The following is a 17,727-nucleotide window of genomic DNA, read 5'->3' as shown; positions in this document are numbered from 1 at the left end:
TGCATCAATCACCTTTCCCGACAAGCGAATTTATGCATACACTTTTTATTTCTGATCTCCATTTAACCCCAGCCCGCCCGGACTTAACCACTGCTTTTCAACACTTGATGCAACATCGGGCTCCGCAAGCAGATGCGCTCTATATTCTTGGCGACTTATTTGATTTTTGGATCGGTGATGATGATCCCGACACTTTTGCACAAACCATTAGAACGACATTCAAAAATCTGACCGCGTCAGGAACGCCTTGTTATTTCGTTCAAGGAAACCGGGATTTTTTGGTTGGAAAACGCTTTGCCCAGGAAACTGGAGTCCAGTTACTTGCAGAAAAAACTTGTATTGATCTCTACGGGAAACCGGTCGTCATCATGCATGGTGACACGTTATGTCTCGAAGATATTCGTTACCTCCAGTTTAGAAAGAAAGTTCATCAGCCTTGGTTACAATGGATTTATTACCGATTGCCTTTTACATTGAAGCAGCGAATCGTGAGCAAAGTGAAGCAAGATGTCCGGATGGACAAGCAGTCAAAATCAATTGAAATCATGGACGTCACGCAAGCCGAGGTGGAACGCGTGATGACTGAATACCAAGTTGATATGATGATTCACGGTCATACACATCGCCCCAATATTCACCATTTCCATCTCGATGGGATTGAAAAAACCCGCATTGTTTTAGGGGATTGGGATCATGAAATATCTGTGCTTGAATACTGTCAGGATGCGAGTTACCGCCTTGTCCATCAGCCGGTTTCGTCATTAGCCGACTCATGTTGATGAACTGACAAGTGATCGCATTGCTCTATTTTCACAACCCATGATTTGAATCATTCATTCACCCAGCACATCACGATTGATAACACTATGAAGAAATGTCCGTGTGGCTCTCAGCGCCACTACAAAAACTGCTGCCAACCGATACATCGCTCTCCTGATGCAGCCAAACGCCCAGCTCAGTTGATGCGAGCACGTTATAGTGCTTATGCACTCGGATTAGTTGATTTTATTGTGGCGACATATCACCCGAGTTGTCAGGCGGAAAATGATCGCCAAGAGATCGAGCAAGGAACACAAACCCAGTGGACCAAGCTGGTGGTGCTTGAGGCAGAAAACGGCCATCATGCAGATGAAGGATTTGTCAGTTTCAAGGCTTATTTCGAACAAAATGGTGAGCATTATTCACTACAAGAGCGTTCTCGGTTTATCCGAGAAAACGGCCGATGGTATTACATCGACGGCGAATTTGCTGAAAACGAATAACTTCTAATAAAAGAAACCACCGCAAATACGGTGGTTATTCCTAAATCAACCTGATTACGAGTGATTACTGCTCAGCAACCCACGCCTTAATTTTCTGCTTCTGAGCAGGAGACGCATTGTTATACAACAGCTGAATGGTCTGAATCAGAGTATCATCCCCTTTTGGGGGCGTAATTTTTTGCGCAGCAATATTGGGAGTTATGACTGATTGTTGCATCTGAGGCGCGAACTCATTGCCCTGCTCGGCATTATGTCGAGCAACCGCTCTCTCGATATCATTAAATGGCATAATACCATTGCCAGTTAATGGCTCATAACGTACCGATTTTACATCGCCATGTTGATCCTGAACTTTCCAGTCTGCACCACGACGAAAATAACCTTCGGCCTGTGTATAGCTGTTCAGATGTGGCGCTAAAATCTTAATGCTGTCATCTTGCTTCAGGTCAATGGTAAATACATCCGGTGCTGTCGAATAAATCACATCGCGCTGCCCTTTTCTGACATCACCATAATAGCGGAACACCACCTGATGACGCCCTGCCTGTACTTCCAGCATATCGGGGTTAGTAAAATTTGCTTTACTTACTTTCACCCCATCTAATGCAAGAATTTCAACATCACTTTGGCTGGAAATGGTCGCGGCATGACTCTGCACCGAAAAACCAAACATTGAAAGACTCATCAGGGATACTGACCCTAACACTTTTTTCCATAACAACATGGTTGATTATTTCCTTTCACTGAACTCTGTAACACACATTCTAATGTATCCGTAGCTAGATGGATACGGGTGATAAACATAATGATGCCTTGATCAATATAACTAATTCACCAATGAAAAAACCGTCTCAATTGAGACGGTTTTTACTAGCAAGTATTCGAATCAACAATGATTAGAATTTAACTTCCATACCCAGTGTGTAAGCTGGATCGTAGTCAGTAGAAGTGCTGTCGTCGTAGAAACCGATTTCCGCATAAGTACGAACGTTAGCATTCATCTTGTAAACAACAACACCATAGATATTATCGCCATCTACATTGGATGTATCATCGTCGTTATGAACATAACCTAGAGAGAAAGTGGTTTTGTCCATGGTGTAAGAACCAACCAGTTCGATGATGTCAATATCAGCAACTTCTTTGCCAGCTTGATCATCTTGCTCAATCTGACCGTAAGATGCTGCAAAGTTAAATGCATCCATCTCATAAGTAACTTCAAGATTGAATGAGTCTTCATCACCAGTTGTTGTACTAGTCAAATCGACATCATCACCAGAATAGATATACAGACGAGCATCTAAGCCTTCATAACGGAAACCAACACGACCATCTGTAGAAGTTGCGTCAACTGTTGTACCTTCACTTTCGTCTAGATCGTGTGACAAACCAAAGTAGAAAGTGCCGTTGTCATATACATATTTGACAACATCTTTTCCAACAGTAGTTTGTTGACCATACTGCTTTTTACCAACTTCAAAATCAGCACCGATACCAGAATCATCAGTGATCAGATATTGACGACCATAAGTGATTGTACCGTAGTCAGCATAGGCAAAACCGATATAAGAGCCATCAGTTTTAACATTACCTTCTGCGTGATCATTATCTTCGAAAGTGAAATCCAAGCCAACGATTGCATTCAGACCTTCAGCTACTTCAATAGTACCGTGAGTGTTCAACTGCATGTCGTCAAGACGCAACTTAGTTGATACATCTTCACCATCTTTTTCATATGCTTGATATAATTGAACTTCACCTGCACCAGATACTGTTACTGCAACACCATCTTGGTTGTAGATTTCAGCCGCGCTAGCAGAACCTGCTGCTAGAACCGCAAGAGCGATTAGAGTCTTTTTCATAATTAATCCACTGCCTTTTCTTAGATTAGGAATTCCTTATCTGGATCCCTTTTGTTTTTTGATGGTGACGAAAACATCAAGCCCTCATCACCGCCATTTCAATTACGGAGATTAGATTGCAAAAGAATAGCTTATGTGTCAAATATTCTAAAGCAACAAAATAAATTTAAATAAATACTTATAAAACAATTAATTAAGAACGATTATTCTCAACGGCGCATACTTTGTGACCATTTTTATAAATTAAGGTCGATTCTATTTTTTATCAAAAAAACAGCATAAAAAACCACAAGAATCCTGAAAAAACATCAATTTTGGATTTTTATAAAAATTTCTAACTAACTTAAAGGCTTTATATTTTTCAGGTTCTGAATTTATTTTAAGTTCCTGACGATGCAAATTATTTGTGAACAAGATCCCTATTTAGAGCAAAAAAATCACATCTAAAGGAACTTCTCCTGTTTTCTGTATGTGTTAGTATGTCCGCCCCATCCCATCAGGTTACATTATGATTACACCCAAAATTCAGAAATCGGTCCGTCAGAGTTATCAAAACCTGCAGGCTCAGATGGAAAATTTTACCCCGCGACGCGGACAAAATTATCTGGTTGCTGAAATTACCAAAACATTATGCGGTGCTTACCATGCAAAAAATCGGCTACTGGTTGCTGAAGCGGGGACAGGGATTGGCAAATCACTTTCTTATCTGATGGGAGCGGTACCGGTTGCCGTGTTGAACAATAAAAAACTGATTATCGCAACAGCCACCGTGGCATTACAGGAGCAATTGCTCCACAAAGATTTACCTCTTTATCGTCGTCTGACTGATTTAGATTTTCAGTTTCGAATCGCCAAAGGCCGACAACGTTACTGCTGTGCCGAAAAACTGGCTGCGATTTGTGAGCCGGAGACATCGTCAGGACAAGTGGCACTATTTGAAAGCCCACCGACGGAACAGGATATTTCTCTCTATAAAGAACTCTATTTGCAGTGGTCTACAGGTAAGTGGGATGGTGATCGGGATAGTTGGCCCACCCCAATTGAAGATTCGATGTGGCTACAAATCGTCAGTGACAAGCATAGTTGCAATCCGGCGTTTACAATTCATCACCATTGCCCGTTTCAAAAAGCACGCGCGACGTTAGAACAAGCCGATGTCATTATTGCCAATCATAGTTTGGTCATGGCTGATGCGGATCTGGGAGGCGGTATCATTCTTCCGGAGCCGGAAAATAGCATTTATATTTTTGATGAAGCGCACCATTTACCCCATGTTGCCCGCGATCATGCTGCGGCATCGTCCACTCTGAAAAGTACGGCATCTTGGCTGGAAAAATTCCATCAGTCATTAGCGCAGTGGGTACAGCTGACAGATGAAAGCCGCGCATCACGCTTTAAAGATGAAATTGCCAATGCGATTCAAATTCTAATTCCGACATTATCTCAACTGGCCCGACAGTTCACACCGGAACAATGTCAGGATGGTGTGCTCCGTTTCGAGCATGGGGAACTCCCAGAGTGGTTATTTACAGAATCCAAAGCCCTGAAAAAAGCATCTATTAAAATCTGTCAGGCAACGGCTAAAGTCGCAGATTTACTTACTGAACGAATTCAGGAAGGTCAAATTAGTAATCGCATCGCTAGCCCTGTTTTAGCTGAGTTAGGGATATCCTTGCAACGTCTGGACAGTATGGCACAAGTATGGACCTTGATGGCCGAACCGCCGAGAGAGTATGGTGCACCGATGGCGCGTTGGATCACAGCATCAGAATCTCTCCCCGGAGATTACACCGTTCACGTTTCTCCGATAGAAATCGGCTGGAAGCTGGATCAACAGTTCTGGAGCCGTTGTTATGGCGCAATTATGGTCTCGGCAACGCTGCGAGCCTTGAATTCATTTGCTTTCTTTTGTCATCAGAGCGGCATCAGTGCCCAGCCGGATGAGGGAACCCAGTTCATTGCCTTGGCGTCACCGTTTGACTACCCAAGTCAGGGAGAATTATATATTCCGCATGTGCCTCAGGAACCGCAGTCACCTCATTATACTCAGGCACTGATTGACCAATTACCCGCGTTAATTCGCGAAAAACAAGCGACACTGGTCCTATTTTCTTCCTACTGGCAAATGAATCAAGTCACTGACGCGCTCAAATCCGATTTTAAAAAACGCGGCTGGCTACTCCAGATTCAAGGAAAGAAATCACGAACAGAGATCCTAAAAACACACCGTTTTACCGTAGAACATCAGGGAACGTCGATTATTTTTGGCACCGGCAGCTTCTCGGAGGGGTTGGACTTGCCTGGTCGGCTGCTGGAGAACGTCATTATTACCAAAATTCCATTCTCAGTGCCGACATCACCGATTGAGCAAGCTCATGCGGAATACATCCTTTCCAAAGGCGGTAACCCTTTTATGCAAATCACCGTACCGGAAGCCAGCCGAAAATTAATTCAATGCGTGGGAAGACTACTGCGTAATGAGGAAGATTCTGGTAGAGTTGTCATCCTTGATCGCCGTGTTGTCACTAAACAGTACGGTAAAGCATTACTGGATGCTCTGCCTCCATTTAAACGCATCATCGAGCCGTAAAACGTTGATGAAAAAATAAGAAGGCCAATCAAATTAATGGATTTTCTAGAGCCGACGCTTTTAATTGTCTTGGCAGTGGTTGCTTTTGTTGCCGGGTTTATTGATGGCATTGCCGGTGGTGGTGGTATGCTAACCGTCCCCGCATTATTATCTCTAGGGCTTCCACCTCATGTTGCCTTAGGTACCAACAAGGTTGCCGCAACTTTCGCGACATCAACAGCAGCCTTTACCTATTACCGCAAAAAAATGTTTCACCCTGCAGTCTGGAAACACGTTTTTGTTTCAACATTCGTCGGTGCCATTGTCGGCACACTTATTGTTGATTTCATTAGTACCGCATTACTGGATAAAGTGCTCCCCATCATTATTCTGGCAACAGCGCTGTATACGATTGTTTATCATCCGCAACACGGTAAGTTGCACACGGATCCAAACATACCCCCGCAGAGTAAACTCAAGCAGATCCCACAGGGTTTGAGCCTCGGTTTCTATGATGGTATTGCCGGCCCCGGGGTCGGCGCATTCTGGGTGGTCTCTTCGATGGCACTTTACCGACTCAATATTTTATTTGCTTCCGGTCTCGCCAAAGCCATGAACTTAACCAGTAACGTGACATCACTGGTGACATTTGCAATTTTAGGTCATATTAATTGGGTACTCGGGCTGACAATGGGGGTCTGTCTGATGGTTGGCGCTTATGTCGGCGCTCATTCCGCGATTCGTTTCGGAACATCATTGATTCGGCCAGTTTTTATTCTGGTGGTCAGTATCCTCGCAATTCGGCTGGGATATCATGCATGGTTTGATACATTATGATTGATCTGTCTCGTTTACATGACTTAATTTTTTCTCTAGAACAGCAAGCCATCAAGCTCGATGAACAGCGCGGAGAACAGCATAACCCGCTGTTTGATCCACAGCTGTTCCGCTGCAAGTCTCTTTTGCTGGTCCCTTGTATTACCGAACTTAAAAATACATATCATGAAATTGTGCAGAGTCAGGAACATCAGCGTCTGACCACAACCCAAGCCACTTACCTGACAGAACGACTCCTGAATCAGTTGAATGCGATTCAGAGAGAACTTGCTACTGCGGAGCTGAGAAAAAAAGAGAGTCATGGTTTGCCTCGTCAAACATCAATCAGTTCTCTTTATCAAGAATTAGCGCAGCATCAGGACTGGGAAAGGCGTTTGCAGGAAATGATCTTTGAGGAAGAACAACGACTTGAAACCAAATCGATGGGTCTGACAGAGAAAACTTCTTGTCAGCAGGCAATTCTGACACTGGAACAACGTCTGATCCGCTGTCAACAATCCAGACAGCGCATTGAGAATAAAATTACCGCCAGAGAGAGAAAAGGCTTCAAATGAATGACCAACATCCCCCTTTAGAGCAGGCGCCTGAACCCGTACAGCTTGCAGTCGATTTGATTTATCTGCTTGAGTCCAATGCCATCGACCCAGCCATTGCTCTGGAAGCGATCCAGATGGTAGAAGCAGACCTCAAAAACAAATTAAATGCTGCAACTGAAGTATAATATTGCTGATCACTTGGTGATTTCATCCAGACTCTCCGTGCAAAGCTTACAGATAGCGAATAGTTGCAGATAAACAACAGACTGTTAACATCGCTTATTCAATAGAATTCAAGGATATTTATCATGAAATTGGTTAGTTTTAATATCAATGGACTCAGAGCGCGTCTTCATCAATTACAGGCTCTTATCGACAAGCACCAGCCTGATATTATCGGACTTCAGGAGACAAAAGTTCACGATGAAGTCTTTCCGCTTGCTGATCTGGAAAGCATGGGATATCAGGTTTTCTATTATGGTCAAAAAGCACACTATGGCGTGGCTTTACTCTGCAAGCAAACCCCCGTCTCAGTACAATATGGATTCCCCGGTGATACCCCTGAGCATCAAAAACGAATGATCATGGCGACATTCCAAACGCCGAGTGGTAAACCGTTCACAGTGCTCAATGGTTATTTCCCTCAGGGGGAGAATATTGCTCACGAAACAAAATTCCCTTACAAACGCCAATTCTATCAGGATCTGATGGGGTATCTGTCTGCGAATCACCAGCCGGATGATCACCTTGTTGTCATGGGAGATGTCAACATCAGTCCGATCGATTTGGATATTGGTATCGGGGAACCAAACCGACAACGCTGGCTGAAAACCGGTAAATGTTCGTTCCAACCAGAAGAACGAGAATGGTTTGCGACACTGCTCAACTGGGGATTGGTTGATACCTTCCGCTATCTTCATCCTGATGCAACAGAACAATATTCATGGTTTGATTATCGCTCGCGCGGATTTGATGATAACCGAGGGCTCAGAATTGATGTCATCCTTGCTACAGCAGCGCTCTCTCAGCAATGTCAGGAAGCGGGAATCGATTATGAATTGAGAGGGATTGAAAAACCGTCAGACCATGCGCCAATCTGGAGTACATTTAATCTGCGGTAACGACACCTCTGGCATCATGCCATCGACTGACCGGCCTCATTTCTGAGGCCTTTTATTTTACATCCATGAACCAATTTATGCTCTTCGTCCCTGAATAAGTCTGGCTCCCCGATATTACAACACGCCACTGATCTTCTTTTATATAAGCAAGACATTATCCGAATATGTCAGGCCATTACACCCATTCTTCATCTCGTCATCACAAATTGTCGGTAAAACAGAATTGGTGGGATAGAATCAATGTTGCACAGGTCTAAGGGACTAAACATGGCAAAAATAGTATCGGGTTATGGTCGCACACCCGCAGGATTGGGACTTTCGTCAACAACATCTATACTGAGAAGATGGATTTTTCACCGTCTATTCTGAACCATTGATCGATTGTATAAGTCAATATGACACCAAAATTTATCCCTATTTTTGAAGTTTTATTGATTTAGTTTAAGGTTTGTATGTTTTTTTTATCCTAAGCTACGATTCATACGATGAGGTTCGTGGTGAGAGTCGCAATATGATTAATCAAACTGATGTATACCATCAGGTGTTCAACCATATTGTTATTCGAAGAGTGTACTGAGGTCTTTTCAACAAAAGACAAGTTGGCTCAACAGCTAAGTCAGTACGTGTTTTTCTCTACTATATAAAGGTAGGTATATCATGGCAGAGCAATTTGCTAAAGCTTGGGAAGGTTTTGTCGCAGGAGATTGGCAAAACGAAGTTAACGTTCGTGATTTTATTCAAAAAAACTACACACCTTATGAAGGTGATGAGTCTTTCCTAGTTTCTGAAGGTACTGAAGCGACCAATTCTCTATGGGCCGCTGTTATGGAAGGTATCAAACAAGAAAACTCAACTCACGCTCCTGTTGATTTTGACACTTCCGTTATTTCTACCATCACTGCACACGATGCGGGATACATCAATAAAGATTTAGAAAAAATCGTTGGTTTGCAAACTGACGCACCGTTAAAACGTGCCATCATTCCAAATGGTGGTATCCGTATGGTTGAAGGTTCATGCAAAGCTTATGGCCGTGAACTTGACCCTCAAGTGAAAAAAATCTTCACTGAATATCGTAAAACACATAACCAAGGTGTATTTGATATCTATACACCTGAAATTATCAAATGTCGTAAATCAGGTGTCTTAACTGGTTTGCCAGATGCTTATGGTCGTGGTCGTATTATTGGTGACTACCGTCGTATTGCACTGTACGGTATTGACTTCCTGATGAAAGATAAATTCGCTCAGTTCACTTCTCTGCAAGAGAAATTTGAATCGGGTGAAGATCTGCATATGACAATGCAGTTGCGTGAAGAAATTGTGGAACAACACCGCGCACTTGGCCAAATCAAAGAAATGGCAGCTAAATATGGCTGTGATATTTCTCGTCCTGCTGAAACAGCTCAAGAAGCAATTCAATGGACTTACTTCGGTTATCTGGCCGCTGTAAAATCTCAAAACGGTGCTGCGATGTCTCTGGGTCGTACATCAACGTTCCTTGATATTTTCCTAGAACGTGATATTGCCGCAGGTAAATTGACTGAAGAAAGTGCTCAAGAAATGATTGACCACTTCGTCATGAAACTGCGTATGGTTCGCTACTTACGTACACCTGAATATGATGAACTATTCTCTGGCGACCCAATCTGGGCAACAGAATCTATCGGTGGTATGGGAATTGACGGACGGACTCTGGTCACTCGGACTAACTTCCGCTTCCTGAACAGCCTGTACACAATGGGTCCATCACCAGAGCCAAACATTACTGTACTTTGGTCAGAGCAGCTACCAGAAGGCTTCAAACGTTTCTGTGCGAAAGTCTCTATCGACACATCATCAATCCAATATGAAAATGATGATTTGATGCGCCCTGACTTTGAATCTGACGATTATGCAATTGCATGTTGTGTATCACCAATGGTTGTTGGTAAACAAATGCAGTTCTTCGGTGCTCGTGCCAACCTGGCAAAAACCATGCTCTATACCATCAACGGTGGTATTGACGAAAAACTGAAAATTCAAGTTGGTCCAAAACTGGAAAAAATCACCTCTGAAGTTCTGGACTATGATGAGTTGTGGGAAAAAATGGATCACTTCATGGATTGGTTGGCAAAAAATTATGTCACCGCTCTGAATGCGATTCACTTCATGCATGACAAATACAGCTACGAAGCTTCCCTGATGGCATTGCATGACCTGAATGTAAAACGCACCATGGCTTGTGGTATCGCTGGTCTGTCTGTTGCTGCCGACTCTCTGTCAGCCATCAAATATGCGAAAGTTACACCTATCCGTGATGAAGACGGTATTGCGACCGACTTCAAGATCGAAGGTGACTATCCTAAATTTGGTAACAATGACCCTCGTGTTGATGACATTGCATGTCAATTGGTTGAAGTCTTCATGAACAAAATCCGTTCACTGAAAACTTACCGTGATGCTGTTCCTACACAGTCAATTCTGACTATCACATCAAACGTTGTGTATGGTAAGAAAACCGGGAACACACCAGACGGACGTCGTGCTGGCGCACCATTTGCACCGGGTGCAAACCCAATGCATGGTCGTGATGAAAAAGGCGCGGTTGCATCACTGACTTCAGTCGGTAAACTGCCATTTGCCCACGCTAAAGACGGTATCTCTTATACCTTCTCTATCGTACCGAATGCACTTGGTAAAGATACAGATGCGCAACGTTCTAACCTTGCTGGTCTAATGGATGGTTACTTCCATCACGAAACAGGCCTTGAAGGTGGTCAACACTTGAACGTTAACGTCTTGAACCGTGAAACATTGGAAGACGCTGTGAAACACCCTGAGAAATATCCACAGCTGACTATCCGTGTATCAGGTTATGCTGTCCGCTTTAACTCTCTGACAGCAGAACAACAAGCTGATGTGATTGCACGTACATTCACTGAAACGCTTTAATCATTGAGATCTGATTTAATATCAAATCCTGATAAAGAAGCTCCCTTCGGGGAGCTTTTTTTGTGCAAAGAAAACCCCCAGCTAGGCTGGGGGTTCTGTCAAGCTTATAGCTATAAGTCAGTTATAAAACCCCTTTCAATTTGTTAGAAATATCTTGTGGTCTGGCAACTACAAGAGTTAAACAGAAATTGAAAGGGGGTCCCAATATGGGGGACGAGAAGAGCTTAGCTCAAGGAAAAAGTAGTTTGATGCTCTATGAGCGATTTGGGGATTTGAAGTTCAAATACAGAAATCGAGAGTTTTGGTGCCGGGGTTATTGCGTTGATACAGTAGGCAAAAATACAGGCAAGATCCAAAATTACATCAAACATCAATTAGAGGAAGATAAAATGGGAGAGCAACTGTCGATCCCATATTCAGGTAACCCGTTTACGGGTCGCAAGAAATAGTCGTATGCAAATGTCAGATCACGATGCGCCTGTTAGGGCGCTGCTGGTAGGAGAGCCTTATAGGCGCATATGAAAAACCTCCGGCAAAGCCGGAGGATTCTTTTTTATGATCAATCGCTTATGTGCAGATGCGAGAGCTTGATAATAGACTGCGCTCATACCGCGAAACGCTGACAATCCTCAGAAAGATGCGTTGAACGCTGAGCGACAACCTCGCTGGTTTTTCTGAGCTTTTGATTATTATCTTCTAAGTTTTTCATCGAAGATGAAATCTGCACCATGTTATCTGCCATCGAATGACTGGTTACTGCCAATTCTTTGATTGATTCAAAAATTATTGCTGTCTGATTGGCTGCTTCATTGGTTTTTTCAGTGATATGAGAAAGCGCCTGTATCGCTTCCTGCCCCTGCTCTTGCCCACGTTTCATCGAACCTTCAGACTGAGTGATATACTGAATCACTTCTGCACTTTCATGTTTCATTGTCTCAATGGTTTCGGTTATCTCTGATACGGCACCGACAGTTTTGACAGCGAGGTTGCGAACTTCATCAGCAACGACAGCAAAACCCCGTCCCTGTTCACCAGCCCGAGCTGCTTCAATCGCAGCATTTAAAGCCAGTAAATTAGTCTGTTCAGCAATCCCATTGATAATGTCCATTACGGCATCGACTTTCTCTGAAGCGGACTCAAGCTGCTGAATATGCCCGGTCGCTGAATTCAGAATGTTGCCGACATCCTGAATGGACTGAATCGCAGTCTCAATAATTTCGCCCCCTGACTGTGCTGCAATGGTCGATGCTTGGCTCACATCCGCCACAAATTCAAGTGAGTTACTCACTTCCTGAGTCGTGGCACTGACTTGTTCCGTCGCAGAAGCGAGCAAATCGGTTTGACGGACAATCTGAGTCTGGGCAGACATGAGCTGGTCTAAGCCATCATTAAGATCAGTGGCGTCACCAGACAGTGCTTGACTGTTCTGCTGTACTTTATTCACCAACAGTCCTAGATGCTCACAACTATCATTCAGAGCAATAGCCAGTTGATTAAATTCATCTTCTGGATTGGCCGAGATCGATAAACGCTTTGATAAATCACCTTGAGACAACGCATCCAGAAATACTTTTGTCTGCGTCAAAGCGCGCGTCAGAGATAAACTCAGGGTCATAAAGATGGTAATGGTAATCGCAGCAAGCGCTGCACAAGCTGCCATCACCGACCATAATGTTTGTGTCGCCTCCCGATGAGCGGTCTGCTGATAATCACGGCTGACCGTTTTTAATTGCTCTGAAGTATTCTGAATCAGTTGCCGAACGGCTTGCTCTGATGCCGAGAGTTCCAATTCATAATTTCTTACTTGCTGAGATAGTTCGCCAACCCGTGCAAAAGTCTGTTTAAACTGGTCAACTTCCGATTGATAGCTCGACATCGCTGCGTAAAGCTTAGATGTGTTAATAAAGGTTGTCATCGCACGATTGAATAACTTGAGATTTTTTTCACTCGGTGCCAATAGATAATTTTGCTGAGCTTTGATCATCGCCCGAAAATCAGAACGAATCGTCACCATCCCTGTTTCTTCAATCTTTGCCTCGATCTGCGCAGCAAGCTGCGTCAATTCACCTTCTTTCCCCTCACTGAAGTTAAATCCCAGTTCAGATTTAGTTTTCAGCCAAGGATGCATCGCGTTTTCAAATCGGCTCATGGCTTCAAAGAGCATCTTACCTTCACGCTCAAAGCCTGCATTTTTAAGAAAAGTTACATCCTTATCGATACCGTGACTCAACCCTGCCAGTAATTCAGTCACGCGAGTAACATCTTTGATCTGGAGCGCATTTCTTTCTGCCGCCAGAGACAATAATTCTGTCTGAGAGGCAAATAACTTGGTTGTCCCCTGGGAAATTTCCCCACTCAAATCATACTGAGATGTCATCATCGATAACTTGCGTGCAATAAATCCCCCCATCGCTAAAAAACCAAAACATAAAACAACAATAAAAATAGCGATCTTCCGCTTTTGTGATAATTTCAGTACATCCATGACTACACTATCCTTCACTCAAATCAGCGTTTAAAAAGCAAATTTCTTGAACCAATATCAATTCTTTTCTCATCAACAAATTTATTACACACGTCACAAAATTACTACAAATATATATAGAAAAATGAACTAATTGTTTAAGCAATGAAGGATCTCTTCTGCACAACTCTTCTGATATGAGAATCAGAATTAAAATTATTAAAAACAACATGATTTTTGCGTCTTACCCATTTAAAAACCAACATTCTAAAACGCACGTATTCAGTATGGTCTGGTGACTTAGATCTATATCTAAACATGGAAATGTAATAAAATGACGGGTAAATCCTCCAAAGAGAAATCATCATGTCAACTCTAGGTCGTATCCATTCTTTTGAGACATGTGGCACCGTTGATGGCCCGGGTATTCGTTTCATTGTATTCATGCAAGGGTGTTTGATGCGCTGCATGTATTGCCATAACAGAGATACTTGGGACGTTCATGCAGGAAAACTGATTTCTGTCGAAGAGATCATTAAAGAAGCCAAATCTTACCGCCACTTTATGAATGCCTCTGGTGGTGGTGTCACTTGTTCTGGTGGTGAAGCGGTTCTACAACCTGAATTTGTCAGAGATTTTTTCAGAGCTGCCAAAGCAGAAGGCATGCATACCTGCCTTGATACCAATGGCTATGTCCGTAAACATACGCCTGTCATTGATGAACTGCTTGACGTCACAGATTTGGTGATGCTGGATATCAAACATATGCAGGATGAGGTTCACCAAAAGCTTATCGGTGTATCCAATCATCGAACATTAGACTTCGCCCGTTACCTGCATAAAATCGGTCAGACAACATGGATTCGCTATGTGATTGTGCCCGGATATACTGATGATGAAGAAGCTGCGCATCAGTTAGGTCAGTTTATTCAAGATATGGATAATATTGAGAAAATAGAGCTTCTTCCCTACCATAAACTCGGGGCACATAAATGGGAAGCCATGGGCATAGACTACCCCCTTGATGGTGTTCAGCCCCCGTCAAAAGAGACTATGGATAATATTGTTTCAATCTTGAGTCAATATCATTCCAATGTGAAATATTAACCACGCAAAACAATTACACTTACCGAGATGCTCAAGGGATGAAACATCTCGGTAACCAAATCATACAAATCCGATAAAATCCGTATTAAGATCATATTTCAGGCACACAATTCACGTTATTCTATTGATAACAATCTTTTATCATTCGAGTAGGAATTTGCTATGGAAATGACCAATGCTCAACGCCTTATCCTATCCAATCAATATCTATTGATGACACAACTTGACCCCGAAAATGCAGAAAAATATAAGCGTTTCAGAACAATTATTGAACGTGGTTATGAATTGCACATGCGGGAGCTGAATAAAGAATTTGGCTGTTTGCCAGAGAGTGAATGCAGTGAAATCATCAATATCATGGAAATGTACCATGCGATGCAAGAGTCCTATAAGCAGTTGGCTAGCGAGGATCAAGGCAAGATTGATGCAAGACGTCTGCAATTTTTAGGCTTTGATTTATCAACTGAAACGCAATTGGTTCACTATGTTCGTTTCTTAGTCAACTCAGAGGGGCTATACACCCACTTTGAACAGAGTGAACATCAGTTTAACAGTCAGGTACCAATGCTGGATAAATATCGTCGTATGGCTGCGAAATGGCAATCGTGTCCCCGTCAATATCACCTCTCTGTCTCTGAGTTCCAGCAGATTTTTAACGCATAACACCACATACAAATCCGGGCGATAACCAAGGTATCGCCCGAAAATTCGCCCCACCGAATTCATCATTCAAACGAAAACCACGACCTTTCTATCGAGACCGTTCGATGCCCTCCCTCTTTCGCGATTTTTTGTTAAATTGATAAAACATTCATTTAACAAATCATTTAAACATCCAGTATCACGCAGACTAAGTTTTTTGATTAAACGCATATTTTTTAAGCAGAATTGCTAATTAGCGACTAATCTTAGAGAGTGTGCGATTTGTGTTGAAGCGTTGACATGTCGTCAAGACATTTTAGAGGGAATGAGCTATGAGTATATTCGACCATTTTCAAGCGCGTTATGAAGCAGCGAAGGAAGAAGAGTTATCACTACAGGACTTCTTACAGTTATGTAAAGAAGATAAAAGTGCCTATGCTAATGCTGCCGAGCGTCTACTATTAGCCATTGGTGAGCCTAAAGTCATCGATACATCAAAAGATCCCCGCCTGAGCCGTATTTTCTCGAATCGGGTGATCTCTCGTTATGATACTTTTAAAGACTTTTACGGGATGGAAGAATCCATTGAGCAGATTGTCTCTTACCTGAAACATGCAGCTCAAGGACTTGAAGAACGGAAACAAATTATCTACTTACTCGGCCCTGTCGGAGGTGGTAAATCATCACTTGCAGAAAAACTAAAATCATTAATGCAGCAGATGCCTATCTATGTACTCAGTGCAAATGGGCAACGTAGTCCGGTGAATGACCATCCATTCAGCCTGTTCGATATCAGTGAAGACGGAGAGCTGCTCAAAACCGAATACGGTATTGATCAACGCTATCTCCGAAGCATCATGTCCCCATGGGCAGCCAAGCGACTCCATGAATTTGGCGGGGATATTACTAAATTCAAAGTCGTCAAATTACGGCCATCAATACTGGATCAAATTGCTATCGCAAAAACAGAACCGGGAGATGAGAACAACCAAGACATTTCTTCACTCGTCGGTAAGGTTGATATTCGTAAACTGGAACATTTCTCTCAGGATGACCCTGATGCGTACAGCTATTCTGGCGCGCTTTGTCGCTCCAATCAGGGTTTGATGGAATTTGTCGAGATGTTTAAAGCACCGATTAAAGTGCTACACCCCTTGCTGACAGCGACTCAGGAAGGCAATTATAACGGAACGGAAGGTTTATCTGCCTTGCCATTTGAAGGCATGATCCTCGCTCACTCGAACGAGTCAGAATGGCAAGCATTCCGGAACAATAAAAACAACGAGGCATTCCTTGACCGGGTTTATATCGTCAAAGTGCCTTACTGCTTGCGCGTCTCGGAAGAAGTCAAAATCTATCAAAAACTCTTGGATCACAGTGAACTGTCTCTTGCGCCTTGTTCACCCAGCACCTTAGAAACGCTGGCACAATTTAGTGTTCTGTCTCGTCTCAAAGTCCCGGAAAACTCGTCCATTTTCTCCAAAATGCGGGTCTACGATGGTGAGACACTCAAAGATACCGATCCTAAAGCGAAGAGCTATCAGGAATATCGCGACTATGCCGGTGTTGATGAAGGGATGAACGGATTATCAACACGGTTCGCTTTCAAAATACTCTCCCGGGTGTTCAACTTTGATCAGACGGAAGTTGCGGCCAACCCAGTGCATCTGTTTTATGTCATCGAACAACAGATAGAGCGGGAACAGTTCCCTCAAGATACTGCCGAACGGTATCTCGAATATCTCAAAGGTTATCTGGTGCCAAGATATGTTGAGTTCATCGGCAAAGAGATCCAGACCGCTTATCTGGAGTCTTATTCTGAATATGGACAAAACATTTTTGACCGTTACGTCACTTATGCTGACTTTTGGATTCAGGATCAAGAATATCGCGATCCGGAAACCGGACAACTGTTTGATCGCTCCGCGCTCAATAGTGAGCTGGAAAAAATCGAAAAAACTGCCGGTATCAGTAATCCAAAAGATTTCCGGAATGAAATCGTTAACTTTGTGTTACGTGCCAGAGCGAATAACAGTGGTAAAAATCCTGCATGGACCAGTTATGAAAAACTGCGCACTGTGATTGAGAAAAAAATGTTCTCCAATACAGAGGAGCTCTTACCGGTTATATCTTTCAATACGAAAACATCCTCTGAAGAACAGAGAAAACATGATGATTTCGTCGCGCGGATGATGGAAAAAGGCTATACCGAGAAACAAGTCAGATTGTTATCCGAATGGTATTTACGTGTTCGTAAATCGTCATAAATCATCTTGCACCATACGCTCGGTGTGATCGGAGGTAGATATCAAAAGGCACCGCTTTAACGTGTTTACATAAACTTTAAAGCGGTGTAACTCGACAATGGCGCGTTGAGAAACACACAGTTGATC

14 protein-coding genes and 1 pseudogene are annotated in these 17,727 nt (G+C 43.0%); 12 read left to right on the top strand and 3 right to left on the bottom strand.

Translation table 11 applies throughout. The features are described 5' to 3' along the window. Positions 1–32: 32 nt before the first annotated feature. The gene (gene lpxH, locus MKS89_RS06235; RefSeq protein ID WP_072961075.1) at positions 33–779 is read left to right on the top strand and encodes a UDP-2,3-diacylglucosamine diphosphatase; all 747 of its coding nucleotides are present in this window, start codon (positions 33–35) and stop codon (positions 777–779) included. An 87-nt stretch (positions 780–866) separates the two neighbouring features. Continuing rightward, positions 867–1,262 (top strand): YchJ family protein, encoded by a 396-nt coding sequence (locus MKS89_RS06230; RefSeq protein ID WP_072961073.1) that lies wholly within the window; start codon positions 867–869, stop codon positions 1,260–1,262. Between the two features lie 64 nt (positions 1,263–1,326). Here MKS89_RS06230 and MKS89_RS06225 read toward each other — a convergent pair whose 3' ends face one another. Together MKS89_RS06225 and MKS89_RS06220 are read right to left on the bottom strand one after the other, a co-directional pair. Beyond that, positions 1,327–1,986, bottom strand: a complete 660-nt coding sequence (locus MKS89_RS06225; protein ID WP_072961071.1) for a YccT family protein — start codon at positions 1,984–1,986, stop codon at positions 1,327–1,329. Positions 1,987–2,158: 172 nt separating this feature from the next. Beyond that, on the bottom strand, positions 2,159–3,124 hold the full coding sequence (locus MKS89_RS06220; RefSeq protein WP_072961068.1) for a porin: 966 nt from the start codon (positions 3,122–3,124) through the stop codon (positions 2,159–2,161). Positions 3,125–3,632: 508 nt separating this feature from the next. On the opposite strand from MKS89_RS06220, the gene dinG reads away from it, so the two are divergent. From dinG to MKS89_RS06185, 7 genes and pseudogenes are all read left to right on the top strand, one after another. After that, complete coding sequence (dinG, locus tag MKS89_RS06215; RefSeq protein WP_072961066.1) at positions 3,633–5,714, top strand: ATP-dependent DNA helicase DinG; 2,082 nt, start codon at positions 3,633–3,635, stop codon at positions 5,712–5,714. Between the two features lie 36 nt (positions 5,715–5,750). Continuing rightward, positions 5,751–6,530 carry a sulfite exporter TauE/SafE family protein gene (locus tag MKS89_RS06210; protein WP_072961064.1) on the top strand — a complete coding sequence of 260 codons (780 nt, stop codon included), beginning with the start codon at positions 5,751–5,753 and terminating at the stop codon, positions 6,528–6,530. Further along, positions 6,527–7,084, top strand: coding sequence for a primosomal replication protein PriC (priC, locus tag MKS89_RS06205; RefSeq protein ID WP_072961061.1), 558 nt, complete (start codon positions 6,527–6,529; stop codon positions 7,082–7,084). The genes MKS89_RS06210 and priC overlap by 4 nt, the downstream gene beginning before the upstream one ends. Then, the gene (gene rsmS / locus MKS89_RS06200) at positions 7,081–7,251 is read left to right on the top strand and encodes a pleiotropic regulatory protein RsmS (RefSeq protein WP_072961058.1); all 171 of its coding nucleotides are present in this window, start codon (positions 7,081–7,083) and stop codon (positions 7,249–7,251) included. Before priC ends, rsmS begins: the two co-directional genes overlap by 4 nt. A gap of 123 nt (positions 7,252–7,374) precedes the next feature. Beyond that, on the top strand, positions 7,375–8,187 hold the full coding sequence (gene xthA / locus MKS89_RS06195) for an exodeoxyribonuclease III (RefSeq protein WP_072961056.1): 813 nt from the start codon (positions 7,375–7,377) through the stop codon (positions 8,185–8,187). Positions 8,188–8,844: 657 nt separating this feature from the next. After that, positions 8,845–11,121, top strand: a complete 2,277-nt coding sequence (pflB, locus tag MKS89_RS06190; protein ID WP_072961053.1) for a formate C-acetyltransferase — start codon at positions 8,845–8,847, stop codon at positions 11,119–11,121. Between the two features lie 230 nt (positions 11,122–11,351). Then, positions 11,352–11,570: pseudogene (locus MKS89_RS06185) on the top strand (transposase); the annotation flags it as partial. Positions 11,571–11,725: 155 nt separating this feature from the next. On the opposite strand, the gene MKS89_RS06180 reads toward MKS89_RS06185, so the two are convergent. Further along, a complete protein-coding gene (locus MKS89_RS06180; RefSeq protein WP_072961047.1) occupies positions 11,726–13,606 on the bottom strand; it encodes a methyl-accepting chemotaxis protein in 1,881 nt (626 codons plus the stop codon). Positions 13,607–13,951: 345 nt separating this feature from the next. On the opposite strand from MKS89_RS06180, the gene pflA reads away from it, so the two are divergent. From pflA to MKS89_RS06165, 3 genes are all read left to right on the top strand, one after another. Further along, complete coding sequence (gene pflA, locus MKS89_RS06175) at positions 13,952–14,692, top strand: pyruvate formate lyase 1-activating protein (RefSeq protein WP_072961044.1); 741 nt, start codon at positions 13,952–13,954, stop codon at positions 14,690–14,692. Between the two features lie 162 nt (positions 14,693–14,854). Further along, positions 14,855–15,355 carry a YfbU family protein gene (locus MKS89_RS06170; protein WP_072961041.1) on the top strand — a complete coding sequence of 167 codons (501 nt, stop codon included), beginning with the start codon at positions 14,855–14,857 and terminating at the stop codon, positions 15,353–15,355. A 311-nt stretch (positions 15,356–15,666) separates the two neighbouring features. Then, complete coding sequence (locus tag MKS89_RS06165; RefSeq protein WP_072961039.1) at positions 15,667–17,601, top strand: PrkA family serine protein kinase; 1,935 nt, start codon at positions 15,667–15,669, stop codon at positions 17,599–17,601. The last annotated feature ends 126 nt before the right edge of the window (positions 17,602–17,727 follow it).

This window comes from Vibrio gazogenes, assembly GCF_023920225.1.
In the GTDB taxonomy this organism is placed as follows: domain Bacteria; phylum Pseudomonadota; class Gammaproteobacteria; order Enterobacterales; family Vibrionaceae; genus Vibrio; species Vibrio gazogenes.
This window is presented reverse-complemented; position numbering and strand designations above follow the sequence as displayed.